The following is a 13078-nucleotide window of genomic DNA, read 5'->3' on the forward strand; positions in this document are numbered from 1 at the left end:
CTAAGGCAGGAGCACATCATGGCCTCGATCGACTGGCGTCCGATATCCGAAACGTCCGGCTTCGTGGAATCCGGTGTGGCTGTGCGCTCGTCGGGGCGCCGACTGCGGCAGCGGGTGGCCCATGTGGTCGCGACCTGCGCGATGGGGGCCTGGGTGCTGCTGGCGGTAGTGCCGGTGGTAGTCGTCATCATGGCGATCGGCTGAGAGGCTGGCTTAAAAGCCGGTCTGCCGGTGATCCGACGCACGTTTCCTGCGCGCTGGTGCTCACGGCCATCAAGGCCGCTCCGCTCCGGTGCTCGAAAACACACGCCGGGCGTGCCGCTTCGCGGCACTCTCGCTCGGCATACCAACTTTTAAACCAGCCTCCGATCGCCCCGTTCAAGGCTGGGGCCAGGTTCAGGGAACCAGGACGGTAGCGCTGGCCGTGCAGGCGATGCCTTCCTCGCGTCCGGTGAAGCCCAGGCGCTCGGACGTCGTCGCCTTGACCGAGATCCGGTCGATCCCGACCTGCAGCAGGTCGGCCAGGCGCTGGCGCATCGCCTCGGAATGCGGGCCGATCTTGGGGCGTTCGCAAATCAGGGTGACGTCGGCATTGACCAGCATGCCCCCGCGCGCGCGGATGCGCTCGCCGGCATGGACCAGGAAGCGCGCACTGTCGGCGTCCTTCCATTCGTTCTGGCTGGGCGGGAAATGGCGGCCGATGTCGCCTTCGGCCAGCGCGCCGTAGATCGCGTCGCACAGGGCATGGATGCCCACGTCCGCGTCGGAATGACCGGCCAGGCCGCGATCGTGCGGCACGGTGATCCCGCACAGGATCAGCGGACGGTTCTCGGCAAAGGCGTGGACATCGTAGCCGATCCCCGTGCGCGGCAGCAGTGTCGGGCCGATCAGGCGTTCCAGGCGCACGAGATCCTCCTCGTAAGTCAGCTTGATATTGTCTTCCGCCCCGGCGACCAGCGCCACGTCGTGCCCGGCGGCCTCCAGCAGGGCGGCATCGTCGGTCGCGTCCGTCGTGGCGGCGCCCCGGTGCAGGTCGCGCAGCAGCGCGAAACGGAATCCCTGGGGCGTCTGGGCACGGTACAGATCGTCGCGCGGCACGGTGCCGGCGATAACGCCGTCGCGTCCGCGCTTTATGGTGTCGGCCACCGGGACGGCGGGGATGGCGCCGGGATGCCGCGCCAGGGCCGCGATCACGCCCTGGGTCACCTCGGCCGGGACATAGGGGCGGGCGCCGTCATGGATCAGGACGATGTCCGGGCGTTCGGCGACCGGCAGGCGATCCAGCGCCTCCAGCCCCGCGCGCACGCTGTCCTGCCGGGTCGCGCCGCCGGGGACGGCGGGCAGGACGTCCAGCCCGGCCAGGGCCTCGGCCAGTGACGCGGCGTCGCCCACCGGCTGAAGCAGGTCCACATGCGGGACAAGGGCGTCCGCCGCATGGCGGATGATGGGCCGGTCGCCGAGCGTCAGATACTGCTTGGCGACTGGGGATGCCGTCGTGGCGCTGTAACGGCGGCCCGCGCCCGCGGCAAGAAGGATGGCTGCAACACGCATGGCCGGAGGAATGCGGCGCGGACATTCCCGCGTCAAGCGCCAGAACGTCGCCGGTTTCCCGAATTCTTCATTTTCCACCGGGCCGCGGGGCAGCCATCGCGATTGCGTGACGGCGAAAGACTGTATATTCTGCTTAAATCCTATGCATGTATGCTGGATTTTCGCTCATCCCGGTGCACCGGGCCCGAAAACCGACGATCCGAAACGGAAGTAATGCCGATCATGTCGCCAGAGTTGTTACGTCCTGTCGATCTGGGTGGGGGGGTGGTGCTGCGCACCCCGGTCATCCTCGCCCCGATGTCCGGGGTGACCGACCTGCCGTTCCGCCGGCTGGCGCGCCGGCTGGGCGCGGGCCTGGTGGTGTCGGAAATGATCGCGTCCTGGGCCATGGTCCGGGAAAACCAGGCGACCCTGCGCATGGCCGAGGTCGCCGACGACGGCCCCAACGCGGTGCAGCTGGCAGGGTGCGAGCCCGAGGCGATGGCCCAGGCGGCGCGGATCGCCGTCGATCGCGGCGCCGACATGATCGACATCAATTTCGGCTGCCCGGTAAAGAAGGTCGCCGTGGGCCAGCAGGCCGGGTCCGCCCTGATGCGTGACGAGGCGCTGGCCGGCCGCCTGCTGGACGCCGTGGTGCGCGCGGTGGACGTGCCCGTCACGCTGAAGATGCGCATGGGCTGGGACCACGCCAGTCTGAACGCCCCCGTCCTGGCCCGCATCGCCCAGCAGACGGGCATCCGCATGATCACCGTGCATGGCCGCACGCGCCAGCAATTCTACAACGGCACGGCGGACTGGGCGTTCGTCCGACAGGTGAAGGAGGCCGTGTCGCTGCCGGTCATCGTCAATGGCGATATCCTGACGGTGGACGACGCGCGCCGGGCCCTGGCGCTGTCGGGCGCCGATGGGGTGATGATCGGCCGTGGCTGCTACGGCCGGCCATGGTTCCTGGCACAGGTCGGGCGGGCGCTGACTACCGGCGAGATCGTGCCCGACCCCGACCTGGTGACGGAAAAGGCGATCGTGCTGGAACATTACGACCTGATGCTGACGCATTTCGGCGTCCATCCTGGGTTGCGCCTGGCCCGCAAGCATATGTCCTGGTATTCCGCCGGCCTGCCTGACTCGGCCGGCTTCCGCGCCGCCATCAACCGGGTGGATACGGTCGACGCGGCGATCGGGATGATCGACGCCTTCTACGACCGGCAGATCGCCGCCGGTTCGGTGCGCGAGCGGCGCGGCGCGGCGGGCGGCCAGGAGGCCGCCGTGGCAGCGTGAGCACCATGGTCCTGCATCGCAATGACGACATGCCCGTCCTGGCGCCGCCGGGGGGCATGCCGGACGGCGTGGCGTTGCTGGATGCCCTGCCGATGCCGGTCGTGCTGGTCGGGGCGGGCCATCGCATCCGCTACGTCAACAGCGCGGCCGAACCGTTTTTCGGCGTGTCCAGCCCCCATCTGGTACAGATGTGCCTGACGGATCTGCTGGCCGGCGATCATCCCGTATTCCTTCTGGTCGAACAGGTCCTGCGCGACGGCGTGACCATCGCCGAGCACGAACTGATGCTGGAAGGCCCCCGGCTGCGCCGCACCGGCATCACCGTGCAGGGAACGCTGGTGACGGAAGAGCCGGGGGCCGTCCTGCTGACCTTCCACGATTCGTCGGCGGCGCGGACGCTGGACCGGCAGCTGACATTCCGCTCTGCCGCGCGCAGCGTCTCCGGCATGGCGGCGATCCTGGCGCATGAGGTCAAGAATCCGCTGTCCGGCATCCGGGGGGCCGCGCAGTTGCTGGAAAGCTCGGTCGCGGAGAACGACCGGGAACTGGCGGTCCTGATCCGTGACGAGGCCGACCGGATCCGCGATCTGGTCGAACGGATGGAAATGTTCAGCGACAAGCCGATCGAGCGTCGGCCGGTGAACATCCACCGGGTGCTGGAACGGGTGCGCCTGCTGGCACAGCAGGGATTCGCCGCCGATATCCGCATTGTCGAGGAGTACGACCCCTCGCTGCCGCCGGTCTGGGGCAATCGGGACCAGTTGGTCCAGGTGCTGCTGAACCTGGTCAAGAATGCGGCCGAGGCCATTGCATCGGATGGGCAGGGGGGGACGATCACTCTGGGGACCAGCTATCGTCATGGGGTCCGCCTGGCGGTGCCGGGCATGGAACAGCGGGTGGAACTGCCGCTGGTGGTGTCGGTGCGCGATAGCGGACCGGGCATTCCCGACAGCATCCGCCCCCATCTGTTCGAGCCGTTCCTGACGACCAAGGCCAGCGGCAGCGGCCTGGGGCTGGCCCTGGCGGGCAAGATCATCGGCGACCATGGCGGCGTGATCGAAATCGACAGTCAGCCGGGCCGGACCGAGGTCCTGCTGCATCTGCCGGTCGTGGCCGAGGGCAAAGACCCGACCTGAAACCTATTCGGCCTTTTCCTAAACCCCCGTTCGACGCAAGAGATTGAACCCCGCATGCCCCTGCCGACCGTTCTCGTCGCCGATGACGACCGTTCCATCCGCACCGTCCTGAGCCAGGCGCTGGGGCGCGCGGGGTATCAGGTGCGTACCACCGCCAATGCGGCCACCCTGTGGCAGTGGGTGGAGGAAGGCGAAGGCGACCTGGTCATCACCGACGTCGTCATGCCCGACGAGAACGGGCTGGACCTGATTCCGCGTATCAAGCGGGCGCGGCCGGACCTGCGTGTCGTGGTCATGAGCGCGCAATCCACGCTGATGACCGCCGTCAAGGCGACGCAGCGGGGGGCGTTCGAGTACCTGCCCAAGCCCTTCGATCTGAAGGAACTGCTGTCGGTGGTCGAGCGCGCCCTGGCGTCGCCCGCCAGCGCACTGCCCGAAGCGGCGCCGCCGGACGCCGACGAACGGATGCCGCTGATCGGGCGGTCCATGGCGATGCAGGACATCTACCGCATCATCGCCCGGCTGACGACGTCCGACCTGACGGTCATGGTCAACGGCGAAAGCGGCACCGGCAAGGAACTGGTGGCCCGCGCGCTGCATGATTACGGGCGGCGGCGCGGCGGCCCGTTCGTGGCCGTCAACATGGCCGCGATTCCGCGCGAGCTGATCGAGAGCGAACTGTTCGGCCACGAACGCGGGGCCTTCACCGGGGCCACCAGCCGCACCCCGGGCCGGTTCGAGCAGGCCGCCGGCGGCAGCCTGTTCCTGGACGAGATCGGGGATATGCCGCCCGAGGCTCAGACGCGCCTGCTGCGCGTCTTGCAGGAAGGCGAATTCACCACCGTCGGCGGCCGCCAGCCGATCCGCGCGAATGTCCGCATCATCGCCGCCACCCATCGCGACCTGCGCCAGGCGATTCGCGCCGGCACGTTCCGCGAGGATCTGTTCTATCGCCTGAACGTCGTGCCGATCCGCCTGCCGCCCCTGCGCGAGCGGACCGAGGACATTCCCCTGCTGGCGCGGCACTTCCTCGAGCGCTGCCGCGAGGACGGGCTGCCCGCCAAACTGCTGTCCGACGGCGCGACGGAACGCCTGCAGGCCAGCCGCTGGCCCGGCAATGTGCGCGAGCTGGAAAATCTGATGCGCCGGCTGGCGGCGCTGTATCCGCAGGAAACGATCACGGCGGAACTGGTCGATACCGAACTGGCCGAGACCCTGCACGAATCGCCCGGCGAACAGTCCGAAGCGCTGGCGCAGGAACCGCTGGCCGATGCGGTTGCCCGCCATATCCGGCATTTCCTGGCCTCGGGTCAGGACGGCATGCCGCTGCACGACATCTATGACCGCGTGATCGCTGAGGTCGAGCGGCCGCTGATCCAGATGACGCTGGCGGCGACCCGGGGCAACCAGATCAAGGCGGCGGCGATGCTGGGCCTGAATCGCAATACGCTGCGCAAGAAGATCCGGGATCTGGACATTCCGGTGGTACGTGGGGTCAGCTAGCGTCCATGAGGGCGAGGAATCTTCTATCGCGCTGGCGCACCCGCGGCCGGCCGGCCGGGCCGATGCATTTGCTGCTGGACATGCTGGCGCGCCGCGATGTGGCGACCATGCTGGTGGCGATGGCGCTGTGTCTGGGGGTCGCGACCTTCGTCGTGCTGTCCGGCGGCATGTCGCTGACGCATTATCCGCGCGTGCAGGCGCTGATCTTCCTGCTGAATTTCCTGGTCCTGCTGCTGCTGGCGCTGGCCATGACCGAGCGTGTCGGCCGGGTGCTGGCCGAACGGCGCAGGGGCCTGGCCGGGGCGCGGCTGCATGTCCGCCTGGTGACGCTGTTCGGCATCGTGGCGGTCGCCCCGACCATCGTGGTGGGCACGTTCGCCGCCGTCTTCTTCCATTACGGCATCCAGATCTGGTTCAGCGACCGGGTGAATACCGCGTTGAACGAGGCGTTGCAGGCTTCGCACGGCTATCTTCAGGAACATAACGCCAATATCCGGACCGAGGCGTTCTCGCTGGCCAACTATCTGGCCGGGGCCGAGAACAGCCTGTCGGCCGCCGGGTCCGACCTGATGCACGACCCCGAGGCGCTGGACCAGATCCTGGATTCCCAGGCCACCTTGCGCGGTCTGGACGAGGCGGTGGTCTACGATCCGCTGACACATACCGTCGTGGCGTCGGGCGGGTTGATGAGCCGCACGGGCAACATGCAGGCCCTGCCGCCGCCGTCGGCGACGATGATGGCGCGCACCAACGAGATCGCGATTCTCGATTCGCCGGATGAAAAGACGGTGCGCGCGGTGATTTCGCTGGGCGACACGCCGGCCCTGATGCTGGTGATCACCCGGCCCGTCGATCCGGTCATCCTGGACCATATGCACAAGACCGAGCGGGTGGTCGCCGATTACCAGCGGCTGAACCGCAACCGGTCGAAGATCCAGTTCACTTTCGTGCTGATCTTCGCCCTTGTCGCCGTGCTGGTGCTGTCGGCGGCGGTGCTGGTGGGGCTGGTGCTGGCCAACCAGATCGCCCGGCCGCTGGGCCTGCTGATCCTGGCGTCGGAACGCATCAGTGACGGCGACCTGAAGGTCCGCGTGCCCGAGGGCGAGCGTGACGACGAGGTGTCGAGCCTGTCACGGGCCTTCAACCGCATGACCGACCAGCTTGCCAGCCAGCGGTCCGAACTGATGGTGGCCTACAGCCAGATCAACGAGCGCCGTCGCTTCACCGAGGCCGTGCTGTCGGGGGTGTCGGCCGGCGTCATCGGCCTGGATGCCCAGCAGGTGATCGAACTGCCCAATCGCGCGGCGGGCGTCCTGCTGCAGCAGGATCTGGCGGCGGCGGTGGGGCGGCATCTGGTCGATGTGGTCCCGGAATTCGGCCCCATGCTGGACGAGATCGTGCGCGCGCCCGATCGCGTCTGGACCGGCGAGGTGCAGGTGGGCGCGGGCGCGCGGGCCTGCACCCTGCTGGTCCGGATCGGGGCCGAGGCGCGGGGCGCCTCGCCCGACGGCTATGTCGTGACCTTCGACGACATCACCGCCTTGCAGGCGGCGCAGCGCAAGGCGGCCTGGGCCGACATCGCGCGTCGCATCGCGCACGAGATCAAGAACCCCCTGACCCCCATCCAGCTTGCCGCCGAGCGCCTGAAGCGGCGCTTCCTGCGCGAAATCACCTCCGATCCCGAAACCTTCGCCCAGTGCGCGGACACCATCGTGCGCCATGTCGGGGACATCGGGCGGATGGTGGACGAATTTTCCGCCTTCGCGCGCATGCCACAGCCGATCATCCGCCCCGAGGACCTGTCGCGAATCGTGCGCGAGGCCCTGATCCTGCAGCGCGCCGCCCACCCCGAGATCCGTTACGAGACCGAACTGCCGGATCACGGGCCGGTGGTTTCGTGCGATCGGCGCCTAGTCGGCCAGGCCCTGACCAATTTGTTACAGAATGCGGCCGATGCCATTGCAATGGTTCCAAAAGACAGGGATGCTGCGAACGTCCCGGTCGGCCCGACGGGGACGGTCCGGATTGTCTTGCACGTCGACGGGACGGCTGCACATCTCTCGGTCTCCGACGACGGTGTCGGGTTGCCCCAGGAAGATCGGCAGCGACTGACCGAGCCGTATGTGACCCATAAACCGAAAGGAACCGGTCTGGGTCTCGCGATCGTCAAGAAAATTCTGGAAGATCATGGGGGTAGCATCCGTCTGGACGACCGGCCAGACGGCAGGGGAGCGGTTTCGATCTTGATACTGCCTATAAAGGACGACCATGGGGCATGAAATCCTGATCGTCGATGATGAGCCGGATATCCGGCTGCTTATCGAAGGTATTCTTCGGGACGAAGGCTACGAGACCCGTCTGGCGGGGGATTCGGATTCGGCGATCAGCGCGTTCCGGGCCCGCAGGCCCTCCCTGGTCATACTCGATGTCTGGCTGCAGGGGTCGCGGCTGGACGGGCTGGGCATTCTCCAGGCCATCCAGGGGGAGGAACCGGCGGTCCCCACGATCATGATTTCGGGTCATGGCACGATCGAGACCGCGGTCGCGGCGTTGCAGCACGGCGCCTACGATTTCATCGAGAAGCCCTTCCAGTCCGACCGGCTGCTGCTGGTGGTGCGGCGCGCGCTGGAAGCGTCGCGCCTGGCGCGGGAAAACGCCGAACTGCGCCTGCGCGCGGGCCCCGAGGCGGTGCTGTTCGGCGACAGTTCGGTGATCGCGGGGGTGCGCAGCCAGATCGAACGCGTGGCGCCCAGCGGGTCGCGCGTCCTGATCTCGGGCGCCGCCGGGTCGGGCAAGGAAGTCGCGGGCCGCATGATCCATGCCCGGTCGCGCCGGGCCGAGGGGCCGTTCATCGCCCTGAACTGCGCCACCCTGGCCCCGGGCCGGTTCGAGGAGGAATTATTCGGGATCGAGGGCGCGGCCGACGGCGCGGGCCGGCGGACCGGCGTGCTGGAACGCGCGCATGGCGGCACGCTGCTGCTGGACGAGGTCTCGGACATGCCCATCGAAACCCAGGGCAAGATCGTGCGGGCCTTGCAGGATCAAAGCTTCGAACGGGTGGGCGGATCGTCGCGGGTCAAGGTCGATGTGCGGGTCCTGGCCGCGACGAATCGGGATTTGCAGGAGGCCATCGCCGCCGGCCGCTTCCGCGAGGATCTGTATTATCGCCTGGCCGTGGTGCCGTTGCGCGTTCCCAGCCTGCGGGAGCGGCGCGAGGATATTCCCGGCCTGGCGCGCCTGTTCCTGCATCGTGCTGCGGAAAATGCCGGCCTGCCGTTGCGCGAACTGTCGGGCGACGCCATCGCCGCGCTGCAGAGCTACGACTGGCCGGGCAACGCGCGTGAGCTGCGCAATTTGATGGAACGGCTTCTGATCATGATGCCGGGCAACGGGTCCGATCCGATCCGCGCCGAGATGCTGCCGCCGTCGGTCGGCCAGGGCGCGCCGGCCTTGCTGAAATTTGATCCGGCCGCCGACGTCATGGGCCTGCCGCTGCGCGAGGCGCGGGATCTGTTCGAAACCCAGTATCTTCAGGCCCAATTGCTGCGTTTCGGGGGAAATATCAGCCGGACGGCGGGGTTTGTCGGAATGGAGCGCAGCGCCCTGCACCGCAAGCTCAAACAGCTTGGCGTGACGTCCGAGGACCGGGGCGGTGGATGAGGTTTTGCCCCGGGCGTAAGGGCCTGCTAGATAGTGCCCATCAAATACGCACGGCCTGGAACGGGTGAGCCTTGCGGCGCCCGAACCCGCCCACAGAAAAAAGTAAGGCCCTACCGTGGCAAAAGAACCAACGCAGAATGTTCAGGACGTCTTTCTCAACCACGTCCGACGGTCGAAGACGCCGGTCACCGTGTTTCTCGTGAACGGTGTGAAGCTTCAGGGTATCATCACCTGGTTCGATAATTTCTCGGTGCTGCTGCGTCGCGACGGCCATACGCAGCTTGTCTACAAGCACGCCATCAGCACCGTGATGCCCGCGACCCCCGTGGTCCTGTTCGAACCGTCGCGGGGCGAGGAACAGGCTGCGACGGACCTGGCGGGAACAGACATGGCAGGTGACACAGATATCCTCTGAGGCCCGCATGGAGCAGTCCGCGACGCGGGCGGCGGTCATCCTGCCGTGGGAACGGCCTGACCGCCAGGACGAGGTCCGTGCCGCCGAAGCCCGGCTGGAAGAGGCGGTGGGCCTTGCCGCCTCGATCGGCCTGGTCATCGTGCGCAAGGCCATTTTGCTGTTGCGCGCCCGGCGCCCGGCTACCCTGCTGGGCAGCGGTCAGGTCGAATCGCTGCGCGCTGCGGTCCAGGAGGACCGCGTCACCGTCGTCATCATCGATTCGCGCCTCACGCCGGTGCAGCAGCGCAATCTGGAACGGGCACTGGGGTGCAAGGTCATCGACCGGACGGCCCTGATCCTGGATATTTTCGGCGAGCGCGCGGCGACGAAGGAAGGGACGCTTCAGGTCGAACTGGCGCATCTGGAATATCAGCGCAGCCGCCTGGTCCGGACCTGGACGCACCTGGAACGCCAGCGCGGTGGCTTCGGGTTCCTGGGCGGCCCCGGTGAAACGCAGATCGAGGCCGATCGCCGCATGATCGGCGACCGCATCGTCCGCCTGAAACGCGAGTTGGAGCAGGTGCGGCGCACCCGCGGGCTGCATCGCGCGGCCCGGCGACGGGTGCCGTTTCCCGTGGTGGCCCTGGTGGGCTACACCAATGCCGGAAAATCCACCCTGTTCAACGCGCTGACCGGGGCCGCGGTCTTTGCCCAGGACCAGCTTTTCGCCACGCTGGACCCGACGATGCGCGGCATCCGCCTGCCGTCGGGGCGCCGGATCATTCTGTCCGATACCGTGGGATTCATCAGCGACCTGCCGACCGAACTGGTCGCCGCCTTCCGCGCGACGCTCGAGGAAGTGGCCGAGGCCGACATCATCCTGCATGTCCGCGACATCTCGCACCCCGACAGCGCCGCGCAGCGCACCGATGTCGAGGACGTCCTGGAAGGCATGGCCCGCAGCGGCACGCTGGAAGAGGACTGGCGGTCGCGGGTGATCGAGGTCCAGAACAAGGCCGATCTGATCGGCGGCCGCGAGGCCGTGCATGCGCGCAAGGGCAGCGTGGTCATTTCCGCCATTACCGGCGAGGGTCTGCCCGACCTGCTGTCGTCGATCGACGACCGCCTCACGGAAGCCATGGAGACGGTGCATTATACGATTCCGGTGGGCGACGGCGCGTTGCTGGCGTGGCTCTACGCCCATGGCGAGGTCACCGAGCGCCGGGACGGCGAGACCGAGATCGAAGTGACCGCCCGCCTGCTGCCGGCCGATCGGGCGCGCTTCGATCTTCAGAATGCGGAGCGCGGCAGGTAGGGCAGACCTCGTGTGACAGCCGGCGGAGAATGACGATGACGGTCCCTGTTTCGGTCGATGGCATGCGCGCCGTGCTGGACATCATGCGTGGCGCGGCGTCCCGGCAGATCATGCCGCGCTTTCGGCGGCTCGATTCGACAAGCATCCGTTGCAAGACCAGCCCGCTGGACGTCGTGACAGAGGCCGACGAGGCTGCCGAGCGCGAGATCGCCGCCGCCCTGCGTCACCTGTCGCCCGGCGCCGTGGTGATCGGCGAGGAAGCCGCCTGCGCCCGGCCCGACCTGCTGGACGCGCTGGGGCACGCCGAACTGGCCTATGTGGTCGATCCCATCGACGGTACTGCCAATTATGCCGCCGGCGTGCCCCTGTTCGGGGTGATGGTGGCGGCGGTGGTCCGGGGCGAGGTCGCGGGGGCCGCGATCCTGGACCCGGTCTGCGATGTGGCGGCCCTGGCTGTGCGGGGCGAGGGGGCCTGGCTGGCCGGTCCCGACGGGGCCGAACGCGCCCTGTCCGTGGCATCCCCCGTGGCGGCCGAGGCGATGAGCGGCAATGCATCGTGGCGGTATCTGAACCCCGCGATTCGCGACACCGTCGCGCACAATCTGCCCCGCGTCCTGGGGTCGTGGGATTTCCGCTGCGCCGCCCATGAATATCTGATGATCGCGGATGCCAAGTGCCATTTCCTGCTGTTCAACCGCACCCTGCCCTGGGACCACCTGGCCGGCTGGCTGATCCATCGCGAGGCCGGGGGGTATTGCGCGCATTTCGACGGCTCGCCCTATCGCGTGACCGACCGGGAAGGCGGCCTGCTCTATGCCCCCGATCGCGCCAGTTGGCAGGATCTGTACGACCTGCTGATGGAGCGGCCATCGGGCCCATGACTTTCCTGGGAGGCTGAGCAACCAATCCTTCTGGCGGGCGTCAGGATTCAGGCGTCCGGGTTTCCAAGGTCGGGCGTTGTCCCAACCCGCCAGGGCTCCAGGCCCAGGCCGATCGTGGATAACCGATTTCAGGGCAGCGCCCTGAAAGGGAGGCCAAATAATGCGTCTGATGATGACGATACCGGGTTCCGCCCTGTGCCTGGCGTTTGCGCTGATGTCATCCCCGGCGAACGCCCAGGGTTCGGGCACCGAGCCCTCGGGCAGTGTGACCGCGCCGCCCGATGCGCCCCACCCGACCGGCCCCGATACGCTGGAACGCACATTGCCGTCCTCGCGACGCCAGGCCGAGCCTGCGCCGCACCCTTCCGTGCCCCCGCAGGACAGCAAGATGCACGAACGGAAAAACTGCCCTGACGCCCGGAAGGACCGATCGGGGCATTGCCCCGCCTAGGGTTGCCCCCCTCGGACCAGGAGATGGACCCGATGCAGATCGTCCCGTCGCCGATCCTGTTGCGGAACGCGCCATGACGCCGCGCGCCAACTGGAGGGGCCTGCTGCGGGTCGGCGAACTGGTCTGCCCGGTGGCGCTCTACACCGCCGTTTCGGAATCCGAGCGCATTGCCCTGCATATCCTCAACCGCGCCACCGGCCATCGCGTGCGGCGGCACTTCGTGGACGAGGAGACCGGCCAGCCAGTCGAGCCGGACGATCAGGTCAAGGGGTACGAAACCGGCCCCGGCGAGCATGTGATGCTCGAACCCGACGAAATCGCCGCCGCCGTGCCCGACAGCGACAGGATGCTGGCGGTGTCGGCGTTCATCGCCTGCCGCGAGATCGACGACGTCTATCTCGACCGGTCCTATTATCTGGCGGCCGGGACATCGGACAAGGAAGGCGCCTATCCGCTGATCCGCGATGCGATGCGGACCATGAAGGTGGCGGCGCTGGCGCAAACCGTGCTGTTTCGCCGCGTCCGGACGCTGCTGATCCGGCCCTGCCAGACAGGGTTGATCGCCTCTACCCTGCATTTCGACTACGAAATCCGCTCGGCGAACGAGGCGTTTCACGACATCCCGGCGGGTGAGTTGAAGGACGAGATGATCGACCTCGCCCGGCATATCATCCACACCCGGATGGGCCATTTCGATCCGTCGGCATTCGAGGACCGCTATGAAGGGGCGCTGGCCGAGCTTGTGCGGGCCAAGAGCGAAGGCCGCAAGATCGAGGCCCCGGCCCGGCCGGCGCGCGGCGCGGTCGTCGATCTGATGACGGCCTTGCGGGCCAGCGCGGGACAGAAGCGGCCGGCCGCCCGGCCACCCGGCGGCCGGGCGGGTCCGCGCCGGAAGGCCGGTTGATACCA

General features: G+C 67.8%; 12 protein-coding genes. 11 read left to right on the forward strand and 1 reads right to left on the reverse strand.

The window, feature by feature from the left end:
- Nucleotides 1-18 precede the first annotated feature (18 nt).
- Nucleotides 19-204 (forward strand): hypothetical protein, encoded by a 186-nt coding sequence (locus tag HLH34_RS06330; protein WP_183118765.1) that lies wholly within the window; start codon nt 19-21, stop codon nt 202-204.
- A 192-nt stretch (nt 205-396) separates the two neighbouring features.
- On the opposite strand, the gene HLH34_RS06335 is transcribed toward HLH34_RS06330, so the two are convergent.
- Complete coding sequence (locus tag HLH34_RS06335) at nt 397-1551, reverse strand: bifunctional 2-C-methyl-D-erythritol 4-phosphate cytidylyltransferase/2-C-methyl-D-erythritol 2,4-cyclodiphosphate synthase (RefSeq protein ID WP_183118766.1); 1155 nt, start codon at nt 1549-1551, stop codon at nt 397-399.
- Between the two features lie 222 nt (nt 1552-1773).
- On the opposite strand from HLH34_RS06335, the gene dusB reads away from it, so the two are divergent.
- The 10 genes from dusB to ku all read left to right on the forward strand — a co-directional run bounded on the left by dusB (nt 1774) and on the right by ku (nt 13073).
- A complete protein-coding gene (gene dusB / locus HLH34_RS06340; RefSeq protein WP_183118767.1) occupies nt 1774-2829 on the forward strand; it encodes a tRNA dihydrouridine synthase DusB in 1056 nt (351 codons plus the stop codon).
- 56 nt (nt 2830-2885) lie between these two features.
- Nucleotides 2886-3965 (forward strand): two-component system sensor histidine kinase NtrB, encoded by a 1080-nt coding sequence (locus tag HLH34_RS06345; protein ID WP_183118996.1) that lies wholly within the window; start codon nt 2886-2888, stop codon nt 3963-3965.
- A 54-nt stretch (nt 3966-4019) separates the two neighbouring features.
- Nucleotides 4020-5468, forward strand: coding sequence for a nitrogen regulation protein NR(I) (gene ntrC, locus HLH34_RS06350; RefSeq protein WP_183118768.1), 1449 nt, complete (start codon nt 4020-4022; stop codon nt 5466-5468).
- 62 nt (nt 5469-5530) lie between these two features.
- The gene (locus tag HLH34_RS06355) at nt 5531-7747 is read left to right on the forward strand and encodes a sensor histidine kinase NtrY-like (protein WP_183118769.1); all 2217 of its coding nucleotides are present in this window, start codon (nt 5531-5533) and stop codon (nt 7745-7747) included.
- Nucleotides 7737-9128, forward strand: coding sequence for a nitrogen assimilation response regulator NtrX (ntrX, locus tag HLH34_RS06360; protein WP_183118770.1), 1392 nt, complete (start codon nt 7737-7739; stop codon nt 9126-9128). Before HLH34_RS06355 ends, ntrX begins: the two co-directional genes overlap by 11 nt.
- 115 nt (nt 9129-9243) lie before the next feature.
- On the forward strand, nt 9244-9543 hold the full coding sequence (gene hfq, locus HLH34_RS06365) for an RNA chaperone Hfq (protein ID WP_183118771.1): 300 nt from the start codon (nt 9244-9246) through the stop codon (nt 9541-9543).
- A 7-nt stretch (nt 9544-9550) separates the two neighbouring features.
- The gene (hflX, locus tag HLH34_RS06370) at nt 9551-10837 is read left to right on the forward strand and encodes a GTPase HflX (protein ID WP_183118997.1); all 1287 of its coding nucleotides are present in this window, start codon (nt 9551-9553) and stop codon (nt 10835-10837) included.
- A gap of 35 nt (nt 10838-10872) precedes the next feature.
- On the forward strand, nt 10873-11718 hold the full coding sequence (locus HLH34_RS06375; RefSeq protein ID WP_183118772.1) for an inositol monophosphatase family protein: 846 nt from the start codon (nt 10873-10875) through the stop codon (nt 11716-11718).
- Nucleotides 11719-11887: 169 nt separating this feature from the next.
- Nucleotides 11888-12169 carry a hypothetical protein gene (locus HLH34_RS06380; protein WP_183118773.1) on the forward strand — a complete coding sequence of 94 codons (282 nt, stop codon included), beginning with the start codon at nt 11888-11890 and terminating at the stop codon, nt 12167-12169.
- 73 nt (nt 12170-12242) lie between these two features.
- Nucleotides 12243-13073 carry a non-homologous end joining protein Ku gene (gene ku / locus HLH34_RS06385; protein WP_183118774.1) on the forward strand — a complete coding sequence of 277 codons (831 nt, stop codon included), beginning with the start codon at nt 12243-12245 and terminating at the stop codon, nt 13071-13073.
- Nucleotides 13074-13078: the final 5 nt, after the last annotated feature.

Source organism: Gluconacetobacter azotocaptans, from assembly GCF_014174355.1.
GTDB classification, from domain to species: domain Bacteria; phylum Pseudomonadota; class Alphaproteobacteria; order Acetobacterales; family Acetobacteraceae; genus Gluconacetobacter; species Gluconacetobacter azotocaptans.

Bases quoted from the DNA above. Each gene is read 5' to 3' on its own strand.
- ku (WP_183118774.1), top strand. From the start codon at position 12,243: ATGACGCCGCGCGCCAACTGGAGGGGCCTGCTGCGGGTCGGCGAACTG.
- HLH34_RS06355 (WP_183118769.1), top strand. From the start codon at position 5,531: ATGCATTTGCTGCTGGACATGCTGGCGCGCCGCGATGTGGCGACCATG.
- HLH34_RS06375 (WP_183118772.1), top strand. From the start codon at position 10,873: ATGACGGTCCCTGTTTCGGTCGATGGCATGCGCGCCGTGCTGGACATC.
- ntrC (WP_183118768.1), top strand. From the start codon at position 4,020: ATGCCCCTGCCGACCGTTCTCGTCGCCGATGACGACCGTTCCATCCGC.
- HLH34_RS06380 (WP_183118773.1), top strand. From the start codon at position 11,888: ATGATGACGATACCGGGTTCCGCCCTGTGCCTGGCGTTTGCGCTGATG.
- HLH34_RS06335 (WP_183118766.1), bottom strand. From the start codon at position 1,551: ATGCGTGTTGCAGCCATCCTTCTTGCCGCGGGCGCGGGCCGCCGTTAC.
- HLH34_RS06345 (WP_183118996.1), top strand. From the start codon at position 2,886: ATGCCGGACGGCGTGGCGTTGCTGGATGCCCTGCCGATGCCGGTCGTG.
- dusB (WP_183118767.1), top strand. From the start codon at position 1,774: ATGTCGCCAGAGTTGTTACGTCCTGTCGATCTGGGTGGGGGGGTGGTG.
- hflX (WP_183118997.1), top strand. From the start codon at position 9,551: ATGGAGCAGTCCGCGACGCGGGCGGCGGTCATCCTGCCGTGGGAACGG.
- HLH34_RS06330 (WP_183118765.1), top strand. From the start codon at position 19: ATGGCCTCGATCGACTGGCGTCCGATATCCGAAACGTCCGGCTTCGTG.
- ntrX (WP_183118770.1), top strand. From the start codon at position 7,737: ATGGGGCATGAAATCCTGATCGTCGATGATGAGCCGGATATCCGGCTG.